Origin of the sequence: Thermosulfurimonas sp. F29, assembly GCF_019688735.1 — a bacterium.
Classification (GTDB): domain Bacteria; phylum Desulfobacterota; class Thermodesulfobacteria; order Thermodesulfobacteriales; family Thermodesulfobacteriaceae; genus Thermosulfurimonas_A.
In genome coordinates this window covers 193,900-219,966 of the sequence record NZ_JAIFYA010000002.1, presented here as the reverse complement: position 1 = coordinate 219,966, position 26,067 = coordinate 193,900, and the positions used below count along the sequence as shown (strand labels likewise).

General features: G+C 56.9%; 32 protein-coding genes and 1 pseudogene. 18 read left to right on the top strand and 15 right to left on the bottom strand.

Annotated elements, in window-relative coordinates:
* From K3767_RS05710 to K3767_RS12255, 10 genes and pseudogenes are all read right to left on the bottom strand, one after another.
* Window positions 1-798, bottom strand: coding sequence for a metal ABC transporter permease (locus tag K3767_RS05710; protein ID WP_221172607.1), 798 nt, complete (start codon window positions 796-798; stop codon window positions 1-3).
* Window positions 798-1,538, bottom strand: a complete 741-nt coding sequence (locus K3767_RS05705; protein ID WP_221172606.1) for a metal ABC transporter ATP-binding protein — start codon at window positions 1,536-1,538, stop codon at window positions 798-800. Before K3767_RS05705 ends, K3767_RS05710 begins: the two co-directional genes overlap by 1 nt.
* On the bottom strand, window positions 1,513-2,310 hold the full coding sequence (gene mazG / locus K3767_RS05700; RefSeq protein ID WP_221172605.1) for a nucleoside triphosphate pyrophosphohydrolase: 798 nt from the start codon (window positions 2,308-2,310) through the stop codon (window positions 1,513-1,515). The genes K3767_RS05705 and mazG overlap by 26 nt, the downstream gene beginning before the upstream one ends.
* Window positions 2,310-2,843, bottom strand: coding sequence for a CvpA family protein (locus K3767_RS05695; protein WP_221172604.1), 534 nt, complete (start codon window positions 2,841-2,843; stop codon window positions 2,310-2,312). Before K3767_RS05695 ends, mazG begins: the two co-directional genes overlap by 1 nt.
* Complete coding sequence (cysS, locus tag K3767_RS05690; RefSeq protein ID WP_221173115.1) at window positions 2,840-4,303, bottom strand: cysteine--tRNA ligase; 1,464 nt, start codon at window positions 4,301-4,303, stop codon at window positions 2,840-2,842. Before cysS ends, K3767_RS05695 begins: the two co-directional genes overlap by 4 nt.
* Window positions 4,284-4,562: a nucleotidyltransferase domain-containing protein gene (locus K3767_RS05685; protein ID WP_255592311.1), complete on the bottom strand. Its 279-nt coding sequence runs from the start codon at window positions 4,560-4,562 to the stop codon at window positions 4,284-4,286. Before K3767_RS05685 ends, cysS begins: the two co-directional genes overlap by 20 nt.
* Window positions 4,563-4,599: 37 nt before the next feature.
* Window positions 4,600-4,776, bottom strand: a pseudogene (locus K3767_RS05680) (HEPN domain-containing protein); the annotation flags it as partial.
* Complete coding sequence (gene fbp / locus K3767_RS05675; RefSeq protein ID WP_221172601.1) at window positions 4,776-5,921, bottom strand: fructose-1,6-bisphosphate aldolase/phosphatase; 1,146 nt, start codon at window positions 5,919-5,921, stop codon at window positions 4,776-4,778. The gene fbp and the pseudogene K3767_RS05680, both read right to left, overlap by 1 nt.
* On the bottom strand, window positions 5,918-6,304 hold the full coding sequence (locus K3767_RS05670; RefSeq protein ID WP_255592309.1) for a nucleotidyltransferase domain-containing protein: 387 nt from the start codon (window positions 6,302-6,304) through the stop codon (window positions 5,918-5,920). The genes fbp and K3767_RS05670 overlap by 4 nt, the downstream gene beginning before the upstream one ends.
* Window positions 6,207-6,638, bottom strand: a complete 432-nt coding sequence (locus K3767_RS12255) for a HEPN domain-containing protein (protein WP_221172599.1) — start codon at window positions 6,636-6,638, stop codon at window positions 6,207-6,209. Before K3767_RS12255 ends, K3767_RS05670 begins: the two co-directional genes overlap by 98 nt.
* A 102-nt stretch (window positions 6,639-6,740) precedes the next feature.
* On the opposite strand from K3767_RS12255, the gene K3767_RS05660 reads away from it, so the two are divergent.
* Window positions 6,741-6,998, top strand: coding sequence for an EscU/YscU/HrcU family type III secretion system export apparatus switch protein (locus K3767_RS05660; protein ID WP_255592308.1), 258 nt, complete (start codon window positions 6,741-6,743; stop codon window positions 6,996-6,998).
* Here K3767_RS05660 and galE read toward each other — a convergent pair.
* The gene (galE, locus tag K3767_RS05655) at window positions 6,982-7,965 is read right to left on the bottom strand and encodes a UDP-glucose 4-epimerase GalE (RefSeq protein ID WP_221172597.1); all 984 of its coding nucleotides are present in this window, start codon (window positions 7,963-7,965) and stop codon (window positions 6,982-6,984) included. The two genes, K3767_RS05660 and galE, sit on opposite strands and share 17 nt — an antisense overlap.
* A 316-nt stretch (window positions 7,966-8,281) precedes the next feature.
* Between galE and K3767_RS05650 the strand changes: the two genes are divergently transcribed.
* From K3767_RS05650 to K3767_RS05595, 12 genes are read left to right on the top strand one after another with little or no spacing between them, the layout of a single operon-like run.
* A complete protein-coding gene (locus K3767_RS05650; protein WP_221172596.1) occupies window positions 8,282-9,238 on the top strand; it encodes a sigma-54-dependent Fis family transcriptional regulator in 957 nt (318 codons plus the stop codon).
* A 39-nt stretch (window positions 9,239-9,277) separates the two neighbouring features.
* Window positions 9,278-11,197 carry a tetratricopeptide repeat protein gene (locus tag K3767_RS05645; protein WP_221172595.1) on the top strand — a complete coding sequence of 640 codons (1,920 nt, stop codon included), beginning with the start codon at window positions 9,278-9,280 and terminating at the stop codon, window positions 11,195-11,197.
* A 14-nt stretch (window positions 11,198-11,211) separates the two neighbouring features.
* Window positions 11,212-12,537, top strand: a complete 1,326-nt coding sequence (locus K3767_RS05640) for a sigma-54 dependent transcriptional regulator (protein ID WP_221172594.1) — start codon at window positions 11,212-11,214, stop codon at window positions 12,535-12,537.
* Between the two features lie 21 nt (window positions 12,538-12,558).
* Complete coding sequence (gene flgB / locus K3767_RS05635; RefSeq protein ID WP_221172593.1) at window positions 12,559-12,954, top strand: flagellar basal body rod protein FlgB; 396 nt, start codon at window positions 12,559-12,561, stop codon at window positions 12,952-12,954.
* Between the two features lie 2 nt (window positions 12,955-12,956).
* Window positions 12,957-13,367, top strand: coding sequence for a flagellar basal body rod protein FlgC (gene flgC / locus K3767_RS05630; protein WP_221172592.1), 411 nt, complete (start codon window positions 12,957-12,959; stop codon window positions 13,365-13,367).
* A 14-nt stretch (window positions 13,368-13,381) separates the two neighbouring features.
* On the top strand, window positions 13,382-13,672 hold the full coding sequence (fliE, locus tag K3767_RS05625) for a flagellar hook-basal body complex protein FliE (RefSeq protein WP_221172591.1): 291 nt from the start codon (window positions 13,382-13,384) through the stop codon (window positions 13,670-13,672).
* A 19-nt stretch (window positions 13,673-13,691) separates the two neighbouring features.
* On the top strand, window positions 13,692-15,254 hold the full coding sequence (gene fliF, locus K3767_RS05620) for a flagellar basal-body MS-ring/collar protein FliF (protein ID WP_221172590.1): 1,563 nt from the start codon (window positions 13,692-13,694) through the stop codon (window positions 15,252-15,254).
* A 1-nt stretch (window position 15,255) separates the two neighbouring features.
* Complete coding sequence (gene fliG, locus K3767_RS05615) at window positions 15,256-16,266, top strand: flagellar motor switch protein FliG (RefSeq protein WP_221172589.1); 1,011 nt, start codon at window positions 15,256-15,258, stop codon at window positions 16,264-16,266.
* Complete coding sequence (locus K3767_RS05610) at window positions 16,259-16,960, top strand: FliH/SctL family protein (protein ID WP_221172588.1); 702 nt, start codon at window positions 16,259-16,261, stop codon at window positions 16,958-16,960. Before fliG ends, K3767_RS05610 begins: the two co-directional genes overlap by 8 nt.
* Window positions 16,950-18,257: a FliI/YscN family ATPase gene (locus tag K3767_RS05605; protein ID WP_221172587.1), complete on the top strand. Its 1,308-nt coding sequence runs from the start codon at window positions 16,950-16,952 to the stop codon at window positions 18,255-18,257. Before K3767_RS05610 ends, K3767_RS05605 begins: the two co-directional genes overlap by 11 nt.
* On the top strand, window positions 18,254-18,685 hold the full coding sequence (locus K3767_RS05600; RefSeq protein WP_221172586.1) for a flagellar export protein FliJ: 432 nt from the start codon (window positions 18,254-18,256) through the stop codon (window positions 18,683-18,685). Before K3767_RS05605 ends, K3767_RS05600 begins: the two co-directional genes overlap by 4 nt.
* On the top strand, window positions 18,682-19,215 hold the full coding sequence (locus K3767_RS05595) for a MotE family protein (protein WP_221172585.1): 534 nt from the start codon (window positions 18,682-18,684) through the stop codon (window positions 19,213-19,215). The genes K3767_RS05600 and K3767_RS05595 overlap by 4 nt, the downstream gene beginning before the upstream one ends.
* Here K3767_RS05595 and K3767_RS05590 read toward each other — a convergent pair.
* The gene (locus K3767_RS05590; RefSeq protein ID WP_221172584.1) at window positions 19,212-19,922 is read right to left on the bottom strand and encodes a twin-arginine translocase subunit TatC; all 711 of its coding nucleotides are present in this window, start codon (window positions 19,920-19,922) and stop codon (window positions 19,212-19,214) included. The two genes, K3767_RS05595 and K3767_RS05590, sit on opposite strands and share 4 nt — an antisense overlap.
* The gene (gene purQ, locus K3767_RS05585; protein WP_221172583.1) at window positions 19,919-20,740 is read right to left on the bottom strand and encodes a phosphoribosylformylglycinamidine synthase I; all 822 of its coding nucleotides are present in this window, start codon (window positions 20,738-20,740) and stop codon (window positions 19,919-19,921) included. The genes K3767_RS05590 and purQ overlap by 4 nt, the downstream gene beginning before the upstream one ends.
* Before the next feature lie 74 nt (window positions 20,741-20,814).
* Between purQ and K3767_RS05580 the strand changes: the two genes are divergently transcribed.
* From K3767_RS05580 to K3767_RS05570, 3 genes are read left to right on the top strand one after another with little or no spacing between them, the layout of a single operon-like run.
* Complete coding sequence (locus K3767_RS05580) at window positions 20,815-21,888, top strand: hypothetical protein (protein ID WP_221172582.1); 1,074 nt, start codon at window positions 20,815-20,817, stop codon at window positions 21,886-21,888.
* On the top strand, window positions 21,872-22,537 hold the full coding sequence (locus K3767_RS05575; protein WP_221172581.1) for a response regulator transcription factor: 666 nt from the start codon (window positions 21,872-21,874) through the stop codon (window positions 22,535-22,537). Before K3767_RS05580 ends, K3767_RS05575 begins: the two co-directional genes overlap by 17 nt.
* Window positions 22,538-22,541: 4 nt before the next feature.
* Complete coding sequence (locus tag K3767_RS05570) at window positions 22,542-23,339, top strand: HAMP domain-containing sensor histidine kinase (RefSeq protein ID WP_221172580.1); 798 nt, start codon at window positions 22,542-22,544, stop codon at window positions 23,337-23,339.
* Window positions 23,340-23,362: 23 nt separating this feature from the next.
* Here K3767_RS05570 and K3767_RS05565 read toward each other — a convergent pair whose 3' ends face one another.
* Together K3767_RS05565 and K3767_RS05560 are read right to left on the bottom strand one after the other, a co-directional pair.
* Window positions 23,363-23,659, bottom strand: coding sequence for a hypothetical protein (locus tag K3767_RS05565; RefSeq protein ID WP_221172579.1), 297 nt, complete (start codon window positions 23,657-23,659; stop codon window positions 23,363-23,365).
* A complete protein-coding gene (locus tag K3767_RS05560; protein WP_221172578.1) occupies window positions 23,659-23,922 on the bottom strand; it encodes a hypothetical protein in 264 nt (87 codons plus the stop codon). The genes K3767_RS05565 and K3767_RS05560 overlap by 1 nt, the downstream gene beginning before the upstream one ends.
* A gap of 228 nt (window positions 23,923-24,150) precedes the next feature.
* On the opposite strand from K3767_RS05560, the gene K3767_RS05555 reads away from it, so the two are divergent.
* Both K3767_RS05555 and K3767_RS05550 read left to right on the top strand, forming a co-directional pair.
* A complete protein-coding gene (locus K3767_RS05555) occupies window positions 24,151-24,942 on the top strand; it encodes a hypothetical protein (protein WP_221172577.1) in 792 nt (263 codons plus the stop codon).
* Between the two features lie 366 nt (window positions 24,943-25,308).
* Window positions 25,309-25,626, top strand: a complete 318-nt coding sequence (locus tag K3767_RS05550; RefSeq protein WP_221172576.1) for a hypothetical protein — start codon at window positions 25,309-25,311, stop codon at window positions 25,624-25,626.
* Window positions 25,627-26,067: the final 441 nt, after the last annotated feature.

The window sequence follows — 26,067 nt, the reverse complement described above, 5'->3', positions numbered from 1 at the left end:
CTATTTTACCCTCCTTGCGAAGAGACACAAAAGGAAAAGCAGGCCGGAAAAGAGCACTATGGCTCCGGAGGGAGGGAGGTCCAGGGTGACGGAGACGGCAAGGCCTCCGGCCACGGAGATCCCGCCGAAGAGTCCGGAAAGCCACAGACACTGGCGAAAGCTTCGGGCCACCTCCAGGGCGGCGGCCCCGGGGATGACCATGAGGGCCGAGACCAGGAGGAGCCCCACCATGCGCATACCGATCACCACCAGAAGAGCGGTGAGGGTGGCCAGCAGCAGTTTCAGGGTCTTAACCGATAGTCCGGCGGCCCGGGCCGATTCCTCGTCAAAGGAAACGAAAAGCAGAGCTTCCCTGAACCTGTGTAGCACGGCCAGCGTAACCACCAGCAGCCCCAGGGCAAGCAGGGTCTCCTCCCGGGTCACCACCAGTATGTTTCCGAAAAGGTAGGTGAGAAGACGCACATCGTAGCTCCGGGCCAGCGAGGCCAGCACCACCGCCAGGGCCAGCCCCAGCCCGGCGAGAATCCCCACCGCGGTGTCCTCGTAAATGCCCGCGCGTTCGCGGATTTCCATCACGGCAAAGGCCGCAGCCACCGTAACCGCCAGGGCCAGGGCAAGGGGCGCACCCCTTAGCAGAAACCCCAGAGCCACCCCGACAAAGGCCACATGGGTGAGGGCGTGGGGAAGGAGGCTGTCGCGCCTGAGGATCAGGAAGACCCCGGCGGGTCCGGCGGAGACCCCCAGAGCCACCCCGGCGGCAAGGGCCTTCCAGAAAAAGGCGTAGTGCCAGATCTCCATCAGTGTCGGTGCCCCACCAGGTGATGATCCCCGGGGAGAAAGGCGCACACCTCCGGTTTCCGGCAGAATTCCTCGTGCTCTCCGTGAAAGACCAGGCGACGATTAAGACAGGCCACCTGCCGCACATGTCGATCCACCACGGCGATGTCGTGCGTCACGATGAGGATGGTGAGGCCCTCCCGGTTGAGGCTTCCCAGAAGTTCGTAAAACCTCTCCTGAGCGGCGAAATCCACCCCGGTGGTGGGTTCGTCAAGAAGGAGCACCTCCGGACGACCGGCAAGCGCCCGGGCCAGAAAGACGCGCTGTTGCTGGCCACCGGAAAGCTCCCGGAGGAGTCTCCCCTCGTATCCGGAAAGCCCCACCCGTTCAAGGGCGGAAAGCACCAGCTCCCGGCGCTCGCTTCCCGAAGAGAGGGGTTTACCCACGAGCCCCAGTGCCACCGTCTCGAACACGGTAAGGGGAAGGACCCTGTCCACCAGGGCGGTGACCTTCTGGGGCACATACCCTATCCTCCACCACTCGCGAAACTCCGGGAGTTCGCGTCCGAAAAGCTTCACCCTTCCCCTGCGGGGGGAGAGGAGCCCCACCATGATCTTGAGCAGGGTGGATTTCCCGGAGCCGTTCGGCCCGATGAGGGCGCAGAAATCCCCGGCAAAGAGCCTGAGGGATACCTCCTCCAGGATGAGTTCCTCCTCGTAAGCGAAACTCACTCCCTCAACTTCTATTACCGGCGTTCTCACGGGTCTTCACCCTCTCCCACACCTGATCCATTTCCTCGAGCGAGACCTCCCGGAGATCCCGCCCCTGACCGCGGAAGTATTCCTCCATGGCCTCGAAACGCCGTCTGAACTTGGCCAGACTCTTTTTCAGGGCCTCCTCGGGGTTGATTCCCAGCTTGCGGGAAAGATTGGCCACGGTGAAAAGGAAATCCCCGATCTCCTCCTCCAGGCGTTCCCGGGAGGCCCCGGCCAGATTTTCCTCTATCTCCCGCCACTCCTCCCGCAGCTTCGGCAGGACCTCCTCCGGGGAGGACCAGTCGAATCCCACCCGCGAGGCCCGCTCCCCCAGACGAAAGGCCAGTTGCAGGGCCGGAAGGCTGCGGGGCAGATTCCCCAGCACGCTGCTTTTCCCGGATTTCTCGGATTCCTTGATCCTCTGCCAGCGAGCCAGGACCTCCTCGGCACTTGCGGCCCGCTCCTCGCCGAAGACATGGGGATGACGACGGATCATCTTTTCCGCACAGAGTTCGAGCATCTCCTCCAGGGTGAAGTCCCCTCTCTCCTGATAGATGTGCGCCACCATGAGAATGAGGAAGAGGAGGTCTCCCAGTTCCTCCCGGGCCTCCTCCACCGCCCCCTCGCCTATGGCCTCGTAGGCCTCGTAGGCCTCCTCCACCAGATACTTGCGGAGGCTCTCCGGGGTCTGCTGGCGATCCCAGGGACAACCGTCGGGAGCACGCAGGCGGGCCACGATCTCCAGCAGTTTTCGAAAAAGGGCTTCCGGTGGACTCATCAGATGGCCTTTCTCTCCGAACCGAAGTAGTGCCGCCAGTGGTAGTTGAAGCGGTGTTTCCACTTCGAGGGCACCAGTTCCAGCAGGGCCCGGGTAGTCTTGAAGATGAAGGGAGCCACCACGGAACGACGCACCAGACCGGCCCCCTGAGGATAAAAACTCACCAGAAAAAAGAAGATCACGGAAAGGAGCACGCAGGCCTTGACCAGCCCCAGAGCCGCCCCCAGGAGACGATTGAAAAAGGAGAGGTGAGCGGCCTCGAATATGCGGGTAAGTATCTCCGCCAGGATGAACACGGAGAGGAAGATGAGGGTAAAGGCCAGAAGCCAGCACACCGCCTCAAACCAGGGATAGCCCCTGAACCAGGGGGCCAGAATGCCCTCCACCCTGGGAGCCAGAGTCCCGGCGTAGATGAACCCGAGAACGAGCCCGGCCAGGGAGGAAAGCCCCCGGAAGAACCCGATCCAGGCCGTGCGGATGACGAACCACAGGATCACCGCCAGCGCTACCAGGTCAAACCAGGGAAGCTTCATGCCGTCACCATCCAGAACGGTCCCCAGGGCGTGTCCCGGACCTCGATTCCCCGGCGGCCCAGTTCCTCCCGCAGGGCGTCGGCCCGGTCAAAGTCCTTCTTCCGGCGGGCCTCCTCGCGGGCGGCGAGTTTCTCCTCCACCTCCTCCCGGGAAATACCGAGAGAGGAAAGCTTCCTCGCCCTCTCCCCTTCGATGAACTCCTCGGGATCCCGGGCCCCCAGGCCCAGAATGCCTCCGGAAAGCTCCCGGATCGCGGAAAGCACCCTTTCGGACAATTCCGCCTCCACGGAGGTGGCCTCCCTGGCCGCCGGCAAAAACCGGTTGATCTCGGAGAGAAACCTGAAGAGTTCCCCGATGGCCTCGGCGGTATTGAGATCGTCGCAGAGAGCCGCCAGAAACCCCTCCCGAAAAGCGTTCAGGGCCTTTTCCAGGCGTTTACCCCCCTTGCGCAATTCCCCCTCCCGTGCGGGCCTCACCCGTTTGAGGAAATAAAGACTCCCGTAAAGGCCGTAAAGGGCCTTTTCCGCCTCGCGCATACCCTCCTCGGTGTAATCCAGGGGGCTGCGATAATGTTTGGTCAGAAGGAAGAGCCTGATCACCTCGGGATGATACCGGGAGAGCATGTCCTTCACGCTGACATAATTCCCCAGGCTCTTGGCCATCTTCTCACCGCCTACGGTGATGAGGCCGTTGTGCACGAAGAACCGCACGAAGGGTTTTCCTGTGGCCGCCTCGCTCTGGGCGATCTCGTTCTCGTGATGGGGAAAGATGAGGTCCAGCCCCCCGCCGTGGATGTCCAGGGTCTCCCCGCAGTACTTGAGGCTCATGGCCGAGCACTCCAGGTGCCAGCCGGGACGCCCCGGGCCCCAGGGACTCTCCCAGAAGGGTTCCCCGGGTTTGGCCGCCTTCCACAGGGCAAAGTCCAGGGGATTTCGTTTCTTGTCGGACACCTCCACCCGGGCTCCGGCAATAAGATCCGAAAGCCTCCGACCGGAAAGCTTTCCGTAGCCCGGGAACCTTTCCACCGCAAAGTACACCTCTCCATCGGCCACATAGGCCACCCCCCGCTCAAGGAGCCTCCGCACCAGATCAATCATCTCGGGAATGTGCTCCGTGGCCCGGGGTTCGTGCGTGGGGGGGGCCACCCCCAGCGCGGCCATTTCCTCCTGATACTCCCGGATGTACTGCTCGGCTATGTCGCGCCAGGGACGCCCCTCCCGGAGCGCGCGATTGATAATCTTGTCGTCGATGTCGGTGTAATTGCGCACATAGGTGACCTCGTAGCCCAGATACCGCAGAAACCGGTAAAGGACATCGAAGACCACCGCGGCCCGGGCGTGTCCCAGATGGGCCTCGTCGTAAGCGGTGATGCCGCACACATACATGGTGACCCGCGGAGGCCTCAGAGGTTCAAAGACCTCCTTCCGCCGGGTCAGCGTGTTATAGAGCTTCAACCTCATCCCGTTCCGCAAGGACTATCCCCCTGGTTAGAGCCCTTCTTGCCAGCGGCAGATCAAGCCTTTCCTTTTTTACCGGGATAACATCCACCGGTAAAGGTGCCCGGGTGAAGTGCAAAATCCATTCCGTCCACCTGTCCCGAAAGTCGCCGTCCGTTATGATGAGAAGATCAGCGTCGCTTCTGGTCGTGGCTCTTCCCTCCGCAAGAGATCCGAAAAGAACGACCTTTTCCACCCTCCGTTCTCTTCTGAGGAGTTCCAAGGCCAGATTCCTTAAATTCCGGATGATCTCATCCGTTGGAAATAGTGTGTCCCCACCCCTCGCCCCCTAAATATTCGTATAGGGCTTTTACCGCCTTTTCGGCGGCCTGTTGAGCGGCGAAACAGGCCCATTCGAAAAGGCCGGCCCCGAGGGAGATCTCGGCCTGGCGGAGATCCCTCAGGGCCTGAGTCAGCCAGTCCCCGTGTCGCTTCATTATTCGTGGATCTCACCCTGGCCGGAGCCCGGCGCCTTGGCTCCGGGTTCTCCTATGTCTTTGAAACGGTCCTTGAGCTTCTCCAGCACCTTGGGAAGGGTGGTGTACTCCATCTCCTCCGGGGGCAGCCGGTGCGGCTCGAAGATCCCCTGCCGGCGGAGGAAGTTGGCCAGATGGGCCGCCCGCTCGCGAGCCACATCGAAGGCCGGATCGTCAAAGAGATCGTTCGGTCCTATGAGGCGTCCCTCGCAGATCTGGTATCCGGCGGCGATCACCCTCGGAGGACCGTCAAACCGGGTGGGCTTGGCCTGGGAGAAGGAAACCGGCATGAGGGGCCCGGTATGCGAACCCCGCATCCAGCCCTCCACCAGCCAGGGTCTCCCGAAGGGCTCGAGTATCTCGCCCACCGCCGGAAAACCGCTCTGCGCCCGGACGATGAGCACCGGATCGTCCTTGCCCACATAACGGCCGGCCATGAGGGAGAGCTTCTGCGTGGAAGCCGCCGCGGCGATCTCGCCATCGGAATTGCGGTAAACCGCCCGCACCACATAGCGGCTGGTGGCCCCGATGAAGACCAGAAGGTCGTAAAGCTCCGCCGGGGTCTTCAGCAGGATGGCCTTTCCGGAATACACATCCATCACCTCAAAGGTGAACCCGTCGTGCATGGAGGGATCGATCACCAGACCGGCGGTGTTCATGGGATCGGCAAACATCTCGTAGAGGGGCAGGTTCCAGGCGCTGGGGGCGGTCTTGTCGGCGAAGAATACGATCACCGGCTCGCTCTTGCGTTCCTCGAATTCCATCTCCGCCACCCCGGGCCCCATGCCCTTCACATTGCCGGAAAAGGCGTCGGAGAGGATGTCCTGCCCGGCTCCGTAGAGCTTGAGCCTCTTGGCCACCTCGGTGCCGGCGATGAAGGCGTCCCAGGCCAGCTTGTGCACCGGTTCGGCATCCACGCCCTGAGTGTGGGTCATAACCATGGCGATGTCGTCACCGCAGGTGATCACCGAAACATCAAGGATAGTACCCTTTTCCTTGCCGGTCTCGGCCACCTCCCGCACCTTGGCCACGACCTCGGGATGGGTGGTGGAGTGGCCTACAAAGCCCCCTATATCCGCCTTGATCACCGATAGCGTAATCTTCATCCTTCACCTCCTCCGGTGTTTTTTTCCGCAAGTTTTAAACTACGACGATAGGCCTCCGCGGCAAAGGAATTTTCCCGTATCTCCTCCCGGGTATAACAGAAAAGTTCCACCGGAAGCCCGATCTCTTCAAAATAGTTCAGATACTTTAAAGGCCTTTCCCAAAAGGACCCCTCTTCCTTCCCTAAAACGAGAAGGATATCGGCATCACTTCCGGGAACGGCCCGTCCCTCAGCCAGGGAACCGAAAAGCCTCACCTCTTCCACCTCAGGTTTTTCTCTCACCAGCCTAAGAGCACTTTCCCTGAGATTTTTCAGAGCCAGATCCCGATCCAGCCAGAAGACCCTTACAGAACCGTAGGATCTCCTCCGCAGCACCGACGGCATAAAGCGCCTCCTTCTCGGTGTAATAATCCCGCGGCGCCCCCTCCTCCCATCCGTTGGGATATCGTGAAGGAATATAATACACATCCAATTTCCGTGCCAATTCGAATAGGTCCTCCGGAATCGAAATCCTTTCCTCTAAGCCCCTCAATAAATGCAACAAGGAATGTCCCCACGCTGCCCCTCCCAGTTTCTGATACACCGCTTTGAGAGCTTTTTCCGCGGCCTGATGAGCGGCAAAACATCCCCATTCGTAAAATCCTCCCTTTATCTCCCATCGGGCGTTTTCGAGGTCTCTTTCCGCCTGGCGCAACCAGTCCCGGCTTCGTTCCGGCACTTATCCGAACTCCTTGAATTTCCGATAAGTAATCTGTAGCCATATATTGCAAATTATAAAATTAATAACTAACCCTTAGATATGCCAGACCCCAGAAAGGCCGTGGCCCTGAAATACGAACCGGAAAAGGACGGAGCTCCCCGGGTGGTGGCCAAGGGGCAGGGCCGCCTGGCGGAGCTGATCCTGGAGGTGGCCCGGCGCCACGGCATTCCCGTTCGGGAGGACTCCGAACTGGTGCGGGAGCTATTCAGGCTGGAGATCGAGGCCGAAATACCGCCGGAGCTTTACGAGGCCGTGGCCGTCATCCTGGCCTGGGCCTACCGCCTGAATCGCAAGGCCCGCTCTACCCCCTCCCCTTGAGTTCCCATTCCCAGGCCGTTTTCACGATGAATTCGAGGTCGTCGTAGCGAGGTTGCCACCCGAGCCTCTCCCTTATCCTTCGCGCATCCGCCACCAGAATCGGCGGATCCCCCGGCCGCCGCGGAGCCTCCACCACCCGGAAATCCCTCCCGGTCACCCTCTTCACGGTCTCCACCACCTCCCGCACGGAATACCCGTGTCCGTACCCGCAGTTGAAGACCTCGCTCCGGCCACCCTCAAGAAGGTATTCCAGGGCTACGATGTGAGCCTCCGCAAGATCAACGACATGGATGTAGTCCCGGATACAGGTGCCGTCCGGGGTGGGATAATCCGTGCCGTATATCTCCAGTTTCGAAAATTCGCCTTTAGCCGTCTTTACGGCCCTTATGATGAGGTGCGTGGGATCCGGATAGGCGAATCCCACCCGGCCCTCTGGATCCGCCCCGGCTACATTGAAATACCTCAGGGAGATGTAGCGAAAGTCCGCCCCCGAGCCGGAAAGATCCCTCAGGATTCTCTCCACCGCGGCCTTGGTTTCTCCGTAGGGATTGATGGGATTCAGGGGAGCGGTCTCGGGCACGGGAACCCTCTCCGGCACTCCGTAGACCGCCGCCGAAGAGGAAAAAATGAACTTATCCACCCCGAACTCCCTCATAACCTCTAGGAGATTGAGGGTGTTGACCACATTGTTCCGGTAGTACCTGAGGGGCTCCCTTACGCTCTCCGGGACCACTATCAGGGCCGCGAAGTGCATCACCGCATCGGGCCTGAATTCCTCAAAGGTCTTCCTCAGGGTCTCCCTGTCCCCCAGGTCCCCCCTCACCAGCCTCCCGTAAAGCACCGCCCATTCGTGGCCGGTGGAAAGGTTATCGTAAACCAGGACCTCGTATCCCCTTTCTCCGAGCACCTTAACCACATGAGATCCGATGTATCCCGCTCCTCCGGTTACCAGAATACGCTTCCCCATCCTTTTCTCCTGTTCTCCGGTATTAGGAAGATTTACCAGACAGTATAGCAGACCGGGAATATTTCGATAATCCGAAATTCTCGGAAAGATCATCTCCACGGGCTCCAATGATAGCACCCTCTTCACCGGCCCGAACACCTCACCCCTCGTTTTGAATCCGAGCCGCTTGAGATTCTTGAAAGGCATTCCCGTGGAGTACAGATAGAATATCTCTTTCGGAAGATCTGTCTAACCGGATGAAACGCGGTCAACGAACCATCTCCGGATTGTTCAAAAATTTGACACCTTCTTTTTTTCCGTGTTATGAACTTAAAGTATGGCGGAGGAAATCATTGGAAAAAGCCGGGCTATTCGTGAGGTTTTCCGTCTGATCGATAAGGTGGCTCCCACGGAAAGCACGGTGCTTATTCTGGGAGAGTCCGGGACCGGGAAGGAACTGGTAGCCCGGGCCATTCACGCCAGGAGTCGGCGACGGCATGGTCCTTTTGTGCCGGTCAATTGCGGGGCCATCCCGGAGGAACTACTCGAAAGTGAACTCTTCGGTTATGAACGGGGGGCCTTCACCGGAGCCACTCGTAGCAAGCCCGGTCGTTTCGAACTAGCCCACGGAGGCACCATATTTCTGGACGAAATCGCTGAAATGAGTCCCAAACTTCAGGTCAAGCTTCTTCGCATCCTCCAGGAGCGCCGGGTAGAGCGTCTGGGAGGTGAAAGGGCCTTTCCGGTGGATATTCGGATCATTGCCGCCACCAATCGGGATCTGGAAAGGGAGGTGGCGGAAGGCCGGTTTAGAGAGGATCTCTATTTTCGTCTGAATGTGATTCCCATCAAGCTGCCGCCTCTTCGTGAAAGAAAAGAGGACATTCCCCTGCTGGCGAAGCACTTCCTGGCCCGTTTTTGTGAAAGGGAGGACTTGCCTCTTAAGAAACTTTCCGATGGGGCACTTCGAAGACTTATGGAATATCACTGGCCCGGCAATGTACGAGAACTTGAAAATCTGATGGAGAGGCTGGTCATCCTGACCGAGGGAGAAATTATCGAAGAAAAAGACCTCCCTGAACATATCCGATCCGCTTCTCCTGTTCCCATATGTCCTCCCGGGAAATTTCCCGTGGATGGATTCAGCCTCCCCCGGGCCCTTCGAGAGTTTGAGAGAGAGCTTATTCTTCAGGCCCTTGAAATTTCCGGAGGGGTAAAAAGCCGGGCAGCCAGGCTTCTGGGAATCAAGCGCACCACCCTCATAGAAAAGATGAAACGTCTTGGCCTGGATTAAAGATTTCGGTCCGATTTTTGCATAATGCCTGGCGAGACGATGAAAAGTGTCGGTCGTTTTGCTCTCATTGTGGCCCTGATTTTTCTGGTGGGCGTTTGTGCGGTGGGGGCTCAGGACGAGCCCGAAAAGGATCCGGCCTGGTGGCTGAGTCAGGCCCGTTTTGCCTATGGTGAGGGAGACCTTCTCGGAGCTTTATATATAGTAAAAGAAGCCCGCCGTCGTTTTCCGGGACGAGGACATGAAAGATTGGCCGTACTAGAAGCCCGTATCCTTTACGATCTGGGTAAAGTCAAAGAATGCGTTGATATTCTGGGCCCCCTCTCCCTTTCTTACGAACTTGCTCCGGAGGATCTCCTCCTCCTGGCCCGCGCCTATCTGGATGTACAGAATCCCGGAAATGCCCTCTTTTATGCTCATCTTGCGGAGAAAAAAGCCCGAAAGCCGGGCGTGATCTGTGAAGCAAGAGTCATAGCTGCACGAGCCTATCTGCTCAACAGAATTCATCAAAAAGCCCTCCTGATGGCCAGAAAGATTTTAAAGGATTCCTGCTCCGATGAGACGGTGGCCTTGGCCCTGGAAATTCTTCTGGAGGCCGGTGTCCCTGTGAGAGAGGTCCAGAAATATCTTGCACAAAATCCTAATTTAAAGCTTTATGCTCCCAAAATTTTTAAATATCTCGGAGATAAGTTTCTTTCGCAGGGACGCCTCCCCAAAGCGGAACGGTTCTATTTCCGCTATCTAAATCTGTCGGGAAGGGAGGAGGAAGCCCCTCCCATCCTTCTGAAACTGGCCGAGGCGGCCTTTCACCGCGGGGAGGTGCGCAGGGCCAGACTCTATTACAAGTTGCTTGCCACGGTCTGGCCGCATCGGGACGAGGCCCAGTTTGCCAAATTCAGGCTCTATCACCTGACCTATATTCTGAGAAAACGCCTGGGGCTCCCCACCCTGGAACAGCGCAAGGCTCTCATTCCCATTATAAACGAACTCCGGCGAAAACACCCCGAAAATCCCATCACCGAGGAGGCCCAGTCCTTCGAGATCGAACTGTATCTCGAGGACAGGAAGCCCCGAAAGGCCTTCGAAACCGCCCTGGATTTCGTCCAGAGGTATCCGAAGTCCGGACATCTTGCCCGGGTATATCGTCTCCTGTGTGAGGCCGAAAATCTCTACCTCTCCGAGCTCTTTGCCCAAAAAAATTTCTCGGCTATATTGTCTCTTGATCGCCGTTATCAGAAATTTGCCCGCAAGGCCACCTGTGGAGCGCACTTTTATTGGGTGGGAAAGGTTTACGAGCATTTCTATCTGGACATCGTAAAGGATGCCTATTTCCTTCAGGCCTTTGAGTGGGGAGTCCCTGATGCCTATCAACCGGAACTCTATCTCTCCCTTATCGAAGATGCTCTCCGCGAACGACATCTCCCGGAGGCCCGGGATCTCCTCCGGACTTTTGTGAAAAAATTTCCCTTCTATGCCCAACACCCCCGTTATCGGTACCTTGAAGCTTCTTACTGGTATTCCATCGGAAATTATCGGCGTGCCCGCGGGATCCTGGCGGATCTCTTTAAACAAAAGGTGGGTTCCGCCTCGCTGCGCCAGAGAATACTCCAGACTTATCTATCGCTGGCGCTGACCACCAAGGATATAGACCTTGCGCTGCAGATCATCTCGGCCCCGGGATTTAAGACCACCGATGATGACTTTGCCTTTCTCGTTCAGCTTGCCCTTGAAAATCAGGACTACCTGAGAGCCAAAAAGATTCTAAAAATGGCCCGGAAGAAGTTTCCCGATTCCACTACCCTCAAGTGGCTGGCCGGGGTGTATTATGAAAAAACCGGACGCCGGGAGGCACTGGAGATATGGAGGGCTCTTGCTAGTGAAAATTCCACGGAGGGGCGCCTGGCTAAGGGGATTCTCAGGAGTCTGGAACTGGTAGAAGCTGCACGGAAGGTTATATATTAATTCTGTGAAGGCATATGTCCGGTCAGATCCTTTTCGTTTCTCAGAGTCATGAACTCACCACCCTTTCCGAAAAGCTCCGCTCGGAAGGGCTGGAAATCCTGCAGGCACCGGAATGGTTTCAGGCTGTTGAAATTCTTGATTCCGGGAATCCGGCGGTGGTAGTGATAGAAGTGTCAGGGCAGGGACCCTCTCCCCGTCGAATTCTTGACGAATTTAAAAAGCGCAAAAAAAAGCCCGCTATAATCTTCCTGGCCCGAAGGGTCTCCCTTGAAGAGGCCGTAGCCGCGGTTCGAGAGGGAGCTTATGACTTCCGACTTCTCGATACGGATCCGGAGATACTAAAAAGATTGATCCTTACCGCATGGAGGGAGCATCGAACCTCCATAGAGAGTGAGGACTTTCTTACGCGGGATCCGCGCCTCAGGTCCCTGCTGGAAAAACTTAGACCGGTGGCCCGCAGTAGGGCTCCGATTCTCATAATGGGTGAATCCGGCACCGGAAAGGAGGTCCTGGCCCGGTGGATTCACCGGATAAGTGATCGGACTAGGGGCCCCTTCCTGGCTATTAACTGTGCGGCCCTCCCCGAGGCCCTTCTGGAATCGGAACTCTTCGGCTACGAAAAGGGGGCCTTTTCCGGAGCTCTAACCCGGAAAAAAGGTAAGTTCGAGCTGGCTGACGGGGGCACTATTCTTTTGGATGAAATCACCGAAATGCCCCTTACCCTTCAGGCCAAACTCCTGCGGGTGCTTCAGGAGGGAGAGGTAGATCGCCTGGGAGGAGCCTATCCGGTTAAGGTGGATGTACGGGTCATAGCCACCACCAATCGGAATATCGAAGCCGAAGTGTCCGCCGGTCGTTTCCGGGAGGACCTTTACTTCCGGCTAAATGTCATCCCGGTGCGACTCCCCCCCCTCCGGGAAAGGCCCTCGGACATCCCCTTTCTGGCCGAATATTTTTTTCGTGAATTTACCCGGCTGTACAGAAAAAACATTCGAGGATTTGCTCCCGGAGTCCTCGACACCCTGAAAGGATACGAATTTCCGGGAAATGTGCGCGAATTGAAGAATCTCATTGAAAGAGCCGTCCTTCTGTGTGAGGGGCCCTGGATTACACTGGAGGATCTCCTGTGGTCTTCCCGAACTCCCTTCGACCATTCCACGATGGGGAATTCATCTGCGTCGGGAAAGTTCAAACCTCTCCGGGAACTGGAAAGAGAGGCCATTCTGGAGGCCCTAAGGGCCTGCGGGGGCAACCGTACCCGGGCCGCGGAGCTTCTCGGAATAAGCGTGCGCACCCTGCGTAACAAACTTAGGCTCTATCGGGCACAGGGTTTGCTATAAAAATCCCTCGGGAGGTTCGTAATGTTCGGAAGGGTCTTCCAGAAAACCTGGGATCTGGTGGCCCGCAGTCTCCGGCTTCGGATCCTGCGCCATGAGGTTCTGGCCTCCAATGTGGCCAATGTGGACACACCCGGTTACCGGCGCAAGGATGTGCCTTTCGAGAAGTTAATGCGGGCCTATCTAGGGGAGGGTGAACTCCCCCTGCGCCGAACCCGTCCGGAACACCTCTCCCTGGTCTCCCCGGAGGTCTCTCCCCGGGTGGTGGAGGCCGAGGATGTGGGCACTCCCAACAATGTCTCGCTCGAGGAAGAAATGTCCAAACTTATAGAAAATCATCTCCTTTATCAGGCCACGGTTCAGGCCCTGATAAAGGAGATCCAGATCATGCGTGAAGCCATTACCGAAGGAGGTAAGTAATCATGAAACTGCTGACCGCCCTTAAGATCGCCGGAAGCGGCCTTACTGCTCAAAGGGTAAGGCTCAACATTGCCTCCATGAATCTGGCCAACGCCCAGGTCACCCGTACAGCCGAGGGGGGCCCCTATCGGGCCAAGGATGTAATTCTGACCTCCGACCCCCTTCCAGACGAAGAGGGAGTCTCGGAGGTGAAGGTGGCCGAGATCGTGGACGACCCGGCTCCTTTCCGGGAGGTCTATGATCCCACTCATCCCGATGCCGACGAACGGGGAATGGTCAGGTACCCCAATGTGGATGTGTTAACGGAAATGGTGGAATTGCTTTCGGCGGGAAGGGCCTACGAGGCCAACCTTACCGTGATAAACATTACCAAGGATCTGGCCATCAAAACCATAGACATAATCCGTGGATAAGGAGGGATAAGTCCATGAAAATTTTGCCTTCTTCCTGGTCCGGTCTGTTCCCGGTGGAAACCGGGAAGGATGTCCTGAAACGGGAGAAAGATTTCGGGAGACTCCTGAAGGAAAAGCTCAGAGAAACCGATCGCATCCAGAAGCAGGCCCTTGCGCACCTTCGGGATTTCGCCTCGGGACGCGATACGGATCTCACGAAACTCACTCTATCCCTGGCCAAAGCGGATCTCTCCTTTCGACTAGTGGTGCGAATCCGGAACAAGGTCCTTGAGGCCTATCAGGAGATCATGCGCATGCAGATTTAAGTAGGAGGGACCTAAGAGCATGAAGTGGCCTCAACCGCGAGAGGTGGTCGGTCAGCTTCGGACCTTTTACGAGGGTTTGAATCGACAGCAAAAGATCATAGGGAGTATCCTTTTACTTCTGGCGGTGGCCGGTTTTGCTGCCCTCATCCTGTGGTCCTCGAGGCCGGAATGGGCCCTTCTTTATCGAGGTCTTCCCGAGGAAACCGCCGGTGAGATCGTAAATTATCTCAAGAACAAAAACATCCCCTACCGGATCGGCCCCGGAGGATCCATTAAGGTACCCAAGGATAAAGTGCTGGAGCTACGGATGGAGATAGCCGGACAGGGGTTGGTGGGGGGGCCGGGTCCCGGTTTTGAGCTTTTCGACAAGGGACGCATCGGGGCCACGGAGTTCGTTCAGAGGGTCAACTACCAGAGGGCCCTTGAGGGAGAGCTGGCTCGCACCATCATGAGTTTGCGGGAGGTAAAGTATGCTCGTGTTCACCTGGCCCTCCCCAGGGAGAGTTTATTTGTGGAGGAGGAAAAACCCCCCAAGGCCTCGGTCTTCGTCAGCCTCAGGCCGGGTTATACCCTTACCAGAAAAGAGATCCTGGGAATAGTCAATCTCGTCTCCGGGGCGGTTACCGGCCTCACCCCGGAAAACATAAGCATTATTGATTCCACCGGCCGGATCCTTTATAGGGGTAAAAAGGAGGAAGAGGAGGTCTCGGCCACTCAGCTGGCCTATCAGCGAAGTCTTGAGGAACGCTACCGCTCGAAAATAGAGGATTTACTAAGCCGGGCTCTGGGACCGGGCCGGGCCGTAGCTCAGGTCTCGGTGGAGGTGGACTTTGACAAAGGGGCTATACGGGAGGAGACCTACGATCCGGAGATGACCGCGGTGGTCTCCGAGTCGGTAGAGGAATCCAGTAAGAGCAGCCGCAGTCAAGGGGGACCGGCCGGAGTGAAAGGGGCTCTTGCCGCCAAGGCCGAGGGCAACCTGGGACTTGCGGGTCGGGGGGAGGTTTCTTCAAAGAAGAAGATTATCCGTAATTACGAACCCAGCCGGGTCCTCAAGCAAATCTCCATCGCTCCGGGAAAGATAAAACGCCTCTCTGTGGCCGTGCTGGTGGACGAGAACGCTGTAGCCGGAAAGGACAAACAGGCTAAACTTGAATGGATAGAGAAACTGGTTAAGGGAGCGGTGGGATATAATCCCGATCGAGGGGATGTGGTCGAGGTATCCACCTTCCCCTTCCGCACCGAGGAGGTGAAGGGACCGGCGGTGTGGATGGAATATGCGAGTCGCCTGGTCAAGCCGCTGCTTGAGTTTCTGATCGCGGTTCTGGTCCTACTTCTGGTGATACGCCCGCTTCTAAAGAGTATTCTGGAGAAAAAACCCACCGAGGCCGAAATAGAGGCCCTGGAGAGAGGGGAAAGGGCTCCGGAAGTGGAGGCCCGGGAGGAGGCCCAGCCTCTTCCCCACGAGATGGCCCTGGGCATAGTCCAGAGCAGTCCCGAACGGGCGGCCATTCTCGTAAAAAAGTGGTTGCTTGAGGAATCCGCGGAGGAAAGGGCCAAGGCCCTGAAGGAGGCGGCTTAAAATGGCCAAGATAGATCCGGAAAAATTGACCGGTCCCCAGAAGGCGGCCATCTTTCTCATGGTCATGGGAGAGGAGTTCACCTCCGAGGTGTACAAGTATCTGGACGAGGAAGACATAAAACGCATCGGCGTGGAAATGGCTAAGCTGGAATATGTGCCCGCGGAGGCGGTGAAAAAGGTGCTCGAGGAGGCCAATCTTGAGGCCAAGGAATTAATGGCCGACCTCTCCGTCTCCCCGGAGGAGTTCCTCAAGGAGAGTTTGATCAAGGCCTACGGGGAGAAGGGAAAGCAGATCTGGGAGGAGATAAAGAAAGAGATCGGTCCGGAGACCTTCAAGAAGCTCAAGAAACTCGATCCCAAGACCGTGGCCAACTTCCTGCGCAACGAGCATCCGCAGACCATCGCCATCGTTCTGGTACATCTGGATCCCGACCAATCCGGGCAGATTCTGCAATTTTTGCCGGAGAAGATCCGGGGAGAGGTCCTTCTGCGCATTGCGCTTCTGGATAAAGTTGATCCGGATATCGTGCAGGAGATCAGCAACGCCCTTGAGGAGGAGCTTCAGGCCGTGGGTGGGGTGCTGGGGCGCAAGCTGGGAGGCACGGAAAAGGCCGCGGAGATCCTCACCCATGCCGGACGCGAGCTCGAGGACGAAATTCTCTCGGACATCGAGGAGGAAAATCCCAATCTTGCCGAGGAAATTCGCAAGTATCTCTTCACTTTCGAGGACTTCCTCCAGGTGGACGATCTGGCCATCCAGACCATCCTCAGGGAGATTTCCACCGACGATCTGCGTCTGGCCCTCAAGGGGGCCTCGGAGGAGGTGCGGGAGAAGTTCCTGCGCAACATGAGCGAACGCGCCGCCACCCTCCTCCGGGAGGACCTGGAGGTCATGGGGCCGGTGCGGGTTTCCGAGGTGGAAAAGGCGCAGCAGAACATCATCAAGGTGGCCAAGCGCCTGGAACAGGAGGGCAAGATAATCCTGGGACGCGGGGAGGAGGAATTTGTCTAAGATTCTCAAGTCCTCCATGATCAGGATGCGCCGCCTCCGGCTGATGGAGGCCGCCCCGATCCAGGAGGGGAATACCCTTGAGCCCTCTTCAGAAAAGGAGTTCTCACGGGAGGTAGCTCTGGCCCGGGAAAAGGCTTACAGAGAAGGATACCGGGAGGGTTTTGAGGAGGGCCGTACCGAGGGATTTGAAAAAGGGTATAGGGAGGGACGCCACCGTGCCGATAAGGAGTTATCTCAAAAGAAAGCCCAACTTGAGACCGAGTTAGGTAATAAAATTAAAGAATTAGATGAACTATTAGAATCCTTAAAGAGGGAAATATCCGGGGGAATTTTTTCTCTGGATCGTGAGGTCCTTTCTCTTCTGAAGGTTATGGCCAGAAAGTTCCTCTTTAAGGAGGCCCTGAAGGACGAAACCCTCATCCTCAGGGTAATACGCGAAGCTCTTAAAGAGGTGGTAGAGGGGGCCCGGATAAAGATACGGGTCCATCCAAGGGAGGCCGAGTTTCTCAAGCGGTTCGACCTTTCGGCCCTTTCCCAGAAGAGTCTTCCGGCCCTGGAGATTGTGGCCGACCCCTCCATCACCCCCGGAGGGTGCCTGATAGAAACCAACTTCGGTCTGGTGGATGCCACCCTGGAGAGACGCTGGGAGGAGCTCCTGAAAACCCTGAAAGAGGTTTCCGACGGTGAGGGTTAGTTCTCTCGAAAGATATCGACTGGTTCTGGAGGGGGTTAAACCCATTAAGGTGTGCGGACATGTAAAACAGGTGGTGGGACTGGTGGTGGAAGCGGAGGGGCCTCCTCTCCGGGTGGGGGACCTCTGTCGAATAGAAACCTCCTCCGGAGAAATCCTGGCCGAGGTTTCCGGATTCCGGGACGAAAGGCTCCTTCTTCTTCCCCTGGGAAGCCCCATAGGGATAGAACCGGGGAATCGGGTTTATGCCTGCGAGAGGGCCGAGGCCCGGGTGGGAAGGGAACTTTTGGGAAGGGTCATAAATGCGCTGGGAGAGGCCCTAGACGGGAAACCCCTGCCCTACCTTCCGGAGACCTATCCCCTTTACAACGAGCCACTCAAACCCTTTGAGAGGGCCCGCATAACAGAGCCTCTCGATGTGGGGATAAGAGCCATAAACGCCCTTCTTACCGTGGGCAAGGGACAGCGTATCGCCATAATGGCCGGCTCAGGGGTGGGAAAAAGTACGCTTCTCGGCATGATGGCCCGGCATACCCGGGCTGATGTAAATGTAATCGCGCTCATAGGGGAGCGGGGCCGGGAGGTGCGGGAATTTATCGAAAGGGATCTGGGTGAGGAGGGATTGCGGAGATCGGTGGTCGTGGTGGCCACCGCGGACGAGCCTCCTCCGTTAAGGATGCGCGGCGCCTATTACGCCACGGCCATCGCGGAGTACTTTAGGGATCAGGGGCTCGATGTGCTCTTCATGATGGACTCCCTTACCAGATTTTGCATGGCCGGGCGGGAGGTGGGGCTTTCCGTAGGCGAGCCCCCCACCGCCCGGGGATACACTCCCTCGGTGTTTGCGCAGCTTCCGCGTCTCCTGGAACGCATGGGACCACGCACCGAGGGAGGAAGCATCACCGGTATTTACACCGTGCTGGTGGAGGGGGATGACTTTACCGAACCGGTGGCGGATGCCGTACGGGCCATCGCGGACGGGCACATCGTGCTCTCCCGGGAACTGGCACAGGAGGGGCACTATCCGGCCATTGATGTTCTAGCCAGCGTCAGTCGACTGATGCGGGATCTCGCCGAAAGGGAACACTATAAAGCCGCCCAAGAACTGGTAAAACTCCTTGCCGTATACCGGCGGGCCGAGGATCTCATCAACATCGGAGCCTATGTGCGGGGAAGCAACCCGGAGATCGATCGTGCTCTTGAAAAAATCGAGGCCGTCAAGGCCTTTCTGCGTCAGGAAGTGGAGGAACGGGCCGGTTTCGAGGAGAGCATTCGGGCCCTTAAGGAGGCGATTTCGTGAGAAGGCCTCCGCGAATCCTGAATACCCTGCTTTACCTAAGGGAACTCCGGGAGGAACGGGCTCGGGATAGACTCTCGGGAGCCCTTTCGGCTCTGGATGCGGCCCGTCGGGATCTGAAGGAGGTTCGGGAGAATCGCAGGGCCGTGTACAACCGTCTTTCCGGAGCAGTGCTTTCCGGAAAGGATCTCCGGCTTTACGGAGAAGGGCTGGAGGCCACCTTTAGAGAAACCGATCGCCTGGAGAGAAAACTCCGGGCCCGTATGAAGGAGGTAGAAAATCTTAAAAAAGAACTGGAAAAGGCTCATCTAGAAAAAAAAGTGGCTGAAAAATATCACGAAAAGCTATGGCAACGCTTCCGACGGGAGGAGGAAAAGGCCTTTTACCGGGAACTGGACGATCTAACCCTGATGCGCAGGGGGCGGAGATGAAGCCGGCTCGTCTGTTTTTCGTGCTGGCTTTTCTGGCTCTCCTCAAGCTTATTCTGGCCATTACCGCCTTTGAAAGAAATCTTCAGGCCGAAGTGCGCTCCACGAAGGTCCCTTCTTCCCCCCTAGGACAGTGCCCCCCGGAAATCTTTGAGGCCCTCCGGGCGGAGCGCCGCAAGCTTGAGAAAAGAGCGAGAGAAATCGACCTGAGGGAAAAAAGACTTAAACTTCTCGAAAAACAGGTGGAGAGGAGACTTGCGGCTCTTCTTGAGCTTGAGGATTCGCTGGATGAGAAGCTCAGAGAGATTCGGCGAATCGAAACCGAAAGGTTCAACCTGCTGGTCAAGGCCTACTCGGAGATGCGTCCCTCCAAGGCGGCGCGATTGTTGATGAACATGGATCCGGACATGGCGGTCAGGATCCTTTCGGCCATGAAGAGCGACCAGGTGGCCCGGATCCTTGCGGCCATGCCTCCGGAAAAGGCCGCTCCCCTGGCCGAGGCCCTTTCGGGTATATCCCCGCAGAAGTTTTAGACCCGTTTGCGGGCTACCAATCGGGCACCCAGGAGCCCGACCTCGAAGAGGAGGTAAAGGGGCACCGCCATGAGGCTGAGATTGAAAACATCCGGGGTGGGGGTGAGCACCGCGGCGACGATGGTGATGATAAGGATGGCGTGCCGTCGATAACGGGCCGCCCGGTGGGGATTGAGAAGTCCCACCTGAGCCAGGAGAATCATAAAAAGGGGGAGTTCAAAGATGAGGCCGAAGGCCAGAAGAAAAAGGGCCACGAAATTGACGAAGTGCCCCACGGAGATGGTAGGAACGATGTCCTCCTTCTGAAAGGAGAGGAGGAATTTCATTCCGTAAGGGAGGGTGACGAAGAAACAAAAGGCAATTCCGGCGTAAAAGAGGAGCATTCCTCCCAGAACCATGAAAACCCCGTGCACTCTTTTCAGGTGGAACACGGAAGCCGCCGTGCGGTATAGGAGCCACAGAAAGTAGGGAAAGAGAACCACCACGGCCAGAAAAAATGCCGTCTTGAGAAGGGCCAGCCAGGGTTCGGCCACTCCGAAGAAGGCCAGTCTCTGGCCGAAACGCGTCTCCAGCCAGAGGAGCACGCGGGGAGCCGCGGCCAGCGCGGCCAGGCTGAACGACACCAGCAGCAGGACCATCCGCAGGAGATACCGGCGCAGATCAAGCAGAAGCTCGGCCAGGGACTTTACCGCGGAATCTTCCTTCATGAAAGGAGAGTTTCGCGGAGGTACTCCACCGCATTCTTAAAGAGACGAAGACCTGGGGTCTCCGGCGGAATCGTTTCCCGCCTCCAGCGGGGATGATTGGTAGGATGATTGAAGGCCTCGGGATGAGGCATGAGGCCGAAAACGCGCCCGGTGGGATCACAGATCCCGGCCACGGCCATCACCGAACCGTTGGGATTGTAGGGATATTCCTGGGTGGGTTCACCGGTTTCAGGATGGGTGTACTGAAGAACGATCTGTCCCCCGGAAATTAACCTCTCCAGAACATCCCGGTCTCGCACTACAAACTTCCCCTCACCGTGACGCACCGGAAAGTAAAGGCGTTTGAAACCCCGGGTAAAAACGCAGGGAGAATCACGGTTGACCCTGAGGCTCACCCACCGGTCCTCGAAGCGTCCGGAGTCGTTGTAGGTAAGGCTCACCAGGCGTTCCCCGTAGCGTCCCTCCAGCCCGGGGAGCAAGCCCAGTTTCACCAGGAGCTGGAAACCGTTGCAGATCCCGATGATGAGTTTCCCGGCTTTAATGAATTCCAGGAGATGATCCATAAAGCGTTCGCCGGAGGTTCTTATGCGGGCGTGTCGCAGGCGATGGGCCGCGGCCTGGGCCGCCCCCAGATGATCCCCGTCCAGGAATCCCCCCGGGAAGCAGAGAAGATGATAGTCCCGAAGGTGTTTCTCCCCGTAAAGGAGCTCGGAGAGGTGGACTATTTCGGGATCCGCTCCGGCGAGACGCAACACATGGGCCGTCTCCCGCTCGCAATTTATGCCGTAGCCCGAAAGAACCAGCGCCCTGGGTCTCATGGCATTTACATTTAACACAGCGGTTTATAAAATAGCAAGAGGGGATTCGGGTTTCCGGTTAAACGGAGGAACTGATGATAGATCGGAAGCTTTTGGAGATACTGGAGACGCTGCCTCCGGAATGGAGGGAGGCCTTCCTGCGTTTTGCGGAGCTGGTGGATCGGGAAATAGGCGAAAGGGTCACCCGGCGGGACTTTCAGGAATTCGACCGTCGATTTGAGGCCTTCGCCGAAAGAACTCAGGAAAACTTCAACCGCATCTGGAAGATCCTGAACGAGACGGCCGAGCAGCGTAAACGGTTCGAGAAGGAGCTGGACCAGAAATTCAAGAAGGTCTGGGAGACCATCGACAGACTCTCCGAACGACTGGACCGCATGGCCGAACAGCAGAAACAGTTCGAGAAGGAGACCAAGGAAAACTTCCGGCGCGTATGGGAAACTCTGGACCGTATGGCTAAACGCCAGGAAAGGTTCGAGAAGGAGACCAAGGAAAACTTCCGGCGCGTATGGGAAACTCTGGACCGTATGGCTAAACGCCAGGAAAGGTTCGAGAAGGAGACCAAGGAGAACTTCCGGCGCGTCTGGGAAGCCCTGGACCGCATGGCCGAACGCCAGGAAAAATTCGAAAAGGAGACCGAGGAGAACTTCCGGCGCGTCTGGGAGGCCATAGAGCGGCTCACCGAACGGGTGGACCGCCTCACCGAACGGGTGGATCGGCTCACCGAACAGGTGGAAAGGATCGCCCGGGGGCTTGAGCGCACCCGGGAGGAGCTGGGGGGACTTTCCCGCACGGTGGCCTACGCCCTGGAAAACGAGGCCTACCGGCATCTTCCCTCCTTCCTCAGGAGGGTTCACGGAATCGAGACGGTGGAACGTCTGATCCGCACCTACATAGACGGCGAGGAGGTGGATCTCTTCGGAAAGGTGCGCCGCAACGGAAAGGAGATGTTCCTGGTGGGCGAGGCGGTGCTCAAACTGGACGATCGGGAGAAGCTGCGCTCCATCTGGCGCAAGGTGGAGGCGGTCAAAGAAGAGTTCGGCGGAGAGGTCCTTCCGGTGATCGTAACCCATATTGCCCATCCCGAGGTCCTGGAGAGGGCCAGAAAAGCGGGTATCCTGGTGGTGCAGAGCTTTGAGTGGATCCCCTGACCCCCGGGTGCTCATCATCGAGGACGATCCCTTTCTGGGCCCCTCGTTGAGGGATTACCTTAAGGAACGGGGGTTTGAGGCCTTCTGGCTCGGCGACGAAAGGCTCTGGCGTGAAACCCTTTCCCGCCCCTGGGAGGCGGTGGTACTGGATCTCATACTACCCCACATTCCCGGAGAGCACATCCTCAGGGAACTGAAGAGCCGACATCCCTCCCTTCCGGTCCTGATACTCACGGCCAAGGAGGACCTGGAGAGCAAGAAGGTCTGTTTCGAATCCGGGGCCGACGACTACCTGGTGAAACCCTTCGAGGTGCTGGAGCTCGAGCTGCGCCTCAGGGCCCTGCTGAGGCGCCGGGAAAGACCCCCGGCCTCACGGGTGGAGATCGGAGAGCTCATAGTGGACCTCGAGGCCGGGGTCCTCCGTCGGGGAGACGAGGAGGTCGTGCTTTCCCGTCGGGCCTGGGACCTTCTTCTCTATCTCCTCCGGAACCGGGGCCGCATAGTGAGCAAGGAGGAGATCCTGGAAAATGTGTGGAGCGATGTCATCGTGAACGAGGAAACCTTGCGCAGCTACATCAAGGAGCTGCGCCGGGTGCTCCCCCGCGAGGCTATAAAGACCTTCAAGGGAAGAGGTTATCGTCTGGATTGAACCGGTGAGGATCCGCACCCCCGGAGAACTTTTTCGTCTGGCTTTACTCATCCTGGTGCTTTCCCTGATCCTGGTTTATCTCGCCGCTCTCCTGGGTTTTACGGTCTCCGCCGAGACCCCTTTCCCCCCGGCGGAGTTCGCCCGTTATCTCTTTTTTTGGGTGGCCCTGGCCGGAGTGGCCCTGGCCTACCTCCTTTTCGTCTTTTTCCGGGCCTATGAAAGACACGCCCGTCGCCAGGAACTCTTCCTCCGGGTCCTGATCCTCTCCCTCTCCCACCGCTTCGGCAACTTCCTTTCCGCCCAGAAGGTAAAACTCTCCCTGGCCGAGTCCCGCCCCGAGGCCCTCTCCGAGCTCAGGGAAAGCCTCTCCCTCATGGAAAAAGATCTTGCCCGTCTGCTGAAACTCCTCCGGTACTTTCTGGAGGAAGGCCCCGCGGCTTACGAGGAACCTCCCCGGGAGGTGGCGGAACGGGTCCTTAAGAGACTCGAGGCGGACTGGGGGAGAAGGAAAATCCGCCTGCGCCTTGAGCGACTCCCGAACTTCCTGCGTTCTCCGGAGGGGGAGCTTCTACTCTACCTCCTTCTCGAGAACGCCTATCGACACGGAGGGGAGTGGATTTACCTTCGGGCCGGACGCTTCCGGGGCCGGGTCTATCTGGCCCTGGGCAACGACTGCCGCCCCTCCCCTTCTCCCGGAAGCGGCCTAGGGCTCTATCTCTCCCGCCGCCTGAGCGAACACCTGGGTCTGCGGCTCCGTATAGAATCCCGCCGCAATCGCTTCTGGGTGCTCCTCTCCGCTTAGGCCACTTCCTCTTACGGAGCCCCTTATTTCAAAACTTCCAGATACCCCTCAAATCCCCGATCAAAACTGGCTATCCTTCTGACCCCTTCCTCCCTGCATCCTATTACGAGCAAAGCGTCATTGAAGGTTAACCGTCCCTGGCTCTCAATCGCCAGATCCCAAACATCCCAGAACTTCCACGCCAAATAATAGGCAAACTGCGCCGGATTCGGAACCATCCTCCTCAAAACATCCACCGTCTCTCTAAAAGAAAATTGATGCACATCCCGCCGGCACAAAAGCGCCACCAGGAAACTTGTGTCCACCAGGACCGTCTCCATCAAAAAGCCTCCCTGGAGTCCTCCACCGCGTCTCCTCCGGCCGGAATACTCCCTACAAGCCGATCTAAAAGATCGAGATTGGCCTCTCCGGACCCCATCTCTTTCTTCAAGCCCTCCATCGTAAGCCTTACTATCGCCTGGCTGGTGTTCTCCTGCCTCATGGCCGCCACCATCTTAACCTTCCGCAAAAGATCAACGGGAAAGAGAACCGAAACCTTCTTGACCCTTTTCTTGGAGGAACGGACAGATCTGCGAATAGTCATCTCGTTCTCCTAATCGGATTCTCTTCTCTCTTTCATTTACAATTTAAGGTTCCTTGTTTTTCGGATCAAGTTCTTAAAAATCCCGCCGCAATCGCTTCTGGGTGCTCCTCTCCGCTTAGGCCACTTCCACCATCCCGCAAACCTCCGTAGCTTGCCCTTTCCCTGATCCCTCTTTATCCTTAATTTAAAAAGCTCTGAGGGGTGTATGTGATGTCCGGTGTATCCCTTATGAGAAAGATAAGTGAGCTTTCTCCGCCTCTGAGGGAAGTGCTTTTTGCCATCCTGGAGGAAATGGAAAGGCAGTATGCCCGGATGGAGGAGCAGGTTACCCGAAGCGAATTTAACGAGCTCAAGGAGATCGTCCGTGATCTTGGCGAGACTGTAAAGGAGCTTGCCGAGGCCCAGAAACGCACCGAGGAGCGGCTTGAGCACTTTGAGAGGCAGACAGAGGAAAATTTCAAACGCGTGTGGCAGGCCATAAACGAACTCGCCGAGGCCCAAAAACGCACCGAGGAAAGACTCAACGAACTTGCCGAGGCCCAAAAACGCACCGAGGAAAGACTCAACGAACTTGCCGAGGCCCAAAAACGCACCGAGGAAGAGATAGCCAAGCTTGCCCGTGGGCTTCAGAGGGTGAGAAAGGAGGTCGGCGGGCTTTCACGCACCATCTCCTATGCTCTTGAGAACGAAGCCTACCGTCATCTGCCTTCACTTCTCAAGGAAAAGCTGGGGCTTGAGGTGCAGGAAAAAATAGTACGCACCTTTGTGGCAGGAGAGGAGATAAACATCTTTGCCCGGGCCAGAAGGAACGGGGAAGAGGTGCTCCTTGTGGGGGAGGCCGTGCTGAAGCTGGATGATGTGGCGAAGCTGAAACAGGTGTGGAAGAAGGTGGAGGCGGTAAAAGAGGAGATAGGCGGGGAGGTGGTACCCATAGTCGTTACCCACTTTGCGTTACCCAAGGTTCTGGAGCGGGCGGAGCGGGCGGGTATGGTCGTGGTGCAGAGCTTTGAGTGGGTGTGAACCTCTTTGTCTTTGCCTCTCTTGCCTCCACGAGACCGTCCGGTTGCTCCTACCCTGGTTTCTGGTTAACGGAAAGCAGGATTTTTGAAAGCATTGATAAGAAATCGGTTTTAAATTGCACTTAAGGAAGAATAGGCTGATTCTTCCACACGGTTTTCTATCTGGCGCTCAATCTCCTGGGCCACCGGGTAGAGGCCGAGGTTTTGAATCACCGGGGCGTCTGTACATGGCGGTGGCCTTTGATCCGAAACGCCGGACGGTTTCGGATCTCGAAGCCCGCTTGCTTTAAAATTTTTCCACGATTTTTCCACGAATTTTGCGCGGACACTTCACGCAGGAGAAAAAGGCAAATAATATTATGAAAGTATGAAAAAGTTCTACTGGTTGACTATATTTATGGTTTTTCTAAACTTAAAAGGAGCCCCTCTCCGGGCTTTAGACGAGTTGCTTCTTTGCGGAAAAGTTAAGAGAATGAAAGGTTCTTCCCTGGTGGTTTACTTTCCTCAGGAGACCTGCAGGGGTGAAAAAAGGATAAGCCTAAAGGGTAGTTTCCCTGAATTATCTCCCGGTTCCACGATCTGCGTTAGTCTACCTGGCTCCAGGTGTCAAAAGGAAAGTTTTTCCTTAAAACCCGAGGAAATCATCCCTATTAGAGGTAAGGAAAAGAAAATTATTCATGAGTAGGTTTCTACTTTTTTTCCTTCTCATAGCCTCGTTTTTTCTCTACACTCCTAAGGCTGAAGGGGCCAACTACTGTTCCACCCCTCCCTTTTTGACCACCGCCGTTTCTCCGAATATCCTTCTAGTCATCGATGTGAGCGGTAGCATGAGCTGGAATGCTTACTTCAGTAACTGGCAATGTAATGTTCCTTCCTACAATGGCACGGAAATTTACGAAGGATACTTCATCCCTGAGAAACATTACAAAGAGATAGAAGGTATATGGAAAGAAACCACCGATCCCATAAACTGCAATTTAAATGGCCAAGTATTTTATACCAGGAGGGGGTGTTACATTATTTTCTCTCCCTCGGGAATCTGTTCTGGCAACCAATTAAATTTCGCTCTAATGACTCGGATAGATCTCCTAAGATGGGCTCTTACCGGAGGAAGGCCAGAGGCATG

Bases quoted from the DNA above. Each gene is read 5' to 3' on its own strand.
- K3767_RS05710 (WP_221172607.1), bottom strand. From the start codon at position 798: ATGGAGATCTGGCACTACGCCTTTTTCTGGAAGGCCCTTGCCGCCGGG.
- mazG (WP_221172605.1), bottom strand. From the start codon at position 2,310: ATGAGTCCACCGGAAGCCCTTTTTCGAAAACTGCTGGAGATCGTGGCC.
- K3767_RS05695 (WP_221172604.1), bottom strand. From the start codon at position 2,843: ATGAAGCTTCCCTGGTTTGACCTGGTAGCGCTGGCGGTGATCCTGTGG.
- cysS (WP_221173115.1), bottom strand. From the start codon at position 4,303: ATGAGGTTGAAGCTCTATAACACGCTGACCCGGCGGAAGGAGGTCTTT.
- fbp (WP_221172601.1), bottom strand. From the start codon at position 5,921: ATGAAGATTACGCTATCGGTGATCAAGGCGGATATAGGGGGCTTTGTA.
- K3767_RS05670 (WP_255592309.1), bottom strand. From the start codon at position 6,304: ATGCCGTCGGTGCTGCGGAGGAGATCCTACGGTTCTGTAAGGGTCTTC.
- galE (WP_221172597.1), bottom strand. From the start codon at position 7,965: ATGGGGAAGCGTATTCTGGTAACCGGAGGAGCGGGATACATCGGATCT.
- K3767_RS05650 (WP_221172596.1), top strand. From the start codon at position 8,282: ATGGCGGAGGAAATCATTGGAAAAAGCCGGGCTATTCGTGAGGTTTTC.
- K3767_RS05645 (WP_221172595.1), top strand. From the start codon at position 9,278: ATGAAAAGTGTCGGTCGTTTTGCTCTCATTGTGGCCCTGATTTTTCTG.
- K3767_RS05640 (WP_221172594.1), top strand. From the start codon at position 11,212: ATGTCCGGTCAGATCCTTTTCGTTTCTCAGAGTCATGAACTCACCACC.
- flgB (WP_221172593.1), top strand. From the start codon at position 12,559: ATGTTCGGAAGGGTCTTCCAGAAAACCTGGGATCTGGTGGCCCGCAGT.
- flgC (WP_221172592.1), top strand. From the start codon at position 12,957: ATGAAACTGCTGACCGCCCTTAAGATCGCCGGAAGCGGCCTTACTGCT.
- fliE (WP_221172591.1), top strand. From the start codon at position 13,382: ATGAAAATTTTGCCTTCTTCCTGGTCCGGTCTGTTCCCGGTGGAAACC.
- fliF (WP_221172590.1), top strand. From the start codon at position 13,692: ATGAAGTGGCCTCAACCGCGAGAGGTGGTCGGTCAGCTTCGGACCTTT.
- fliG (WP_221172589.1), top strand. From the start codon at position 15,256: ATGGCCAAGATAGATCCGGAAAAATTGACCGGTCCCCAGAAGGCGGCC.
- K3767_RS05595 (WP_221172585.1), top strand. From the start codon at position 18,682: ATGAAGCCGGCTCGTCTGTTTTTCGTGCTGGCTTTTCTGGCTCTCCTC.
- K3767_RS05590 (WP_221172584.1), bottom strand. From the start codon at position 19,922: ATGAAGGAAGATTCCGCGGTAAAGTCCCTGGCCGAGCTTCTGCTTGAT.
- purQ (WP_221172583.1), bottom strand. From the start codon at position 20,740: ATGAGACCCAGGGCGCTGGTTCTTTCGGGCTACGGCATAAATTGCGAG.
- K3767_RS05580 (WP_221172582.1), top strand. From the start codon at position 20,815: ATGATAGATCGGAAGCTTTTGGAGATACTGGAGACGCTGCCTCCGGAA.
- K3767_RS05565 (WP_221172579.1), bottom strand. From the start codon at position 23,659: ATGGAGACGGTCCTGGTGGACACAAGTTTCCTGGTGGCGCTTTTGTGC.
- K3767_RS05560 (WP_221172578.1), bottom strand. From the start codon at position 23,922: ATGACTATTCGCAGATCTGTCCGTTCCTCCAAGAAAAGGGTCAAGAAG.
- K3767_RS05555 (WP_221172577.1), top strand. From the start codon at position 24,151: ATGAGAAAGATAAGTGAGCTTTCTCCGCCTCTGAGGGAAGTGCTTTTT.
- K3767_RS05550 (WP_221172576.1), top strand. From the start codon at position 25,309: ATGAAAAAGTTCTACTGGTTGACTATATTTATGGTTTTTCTAAACTTA.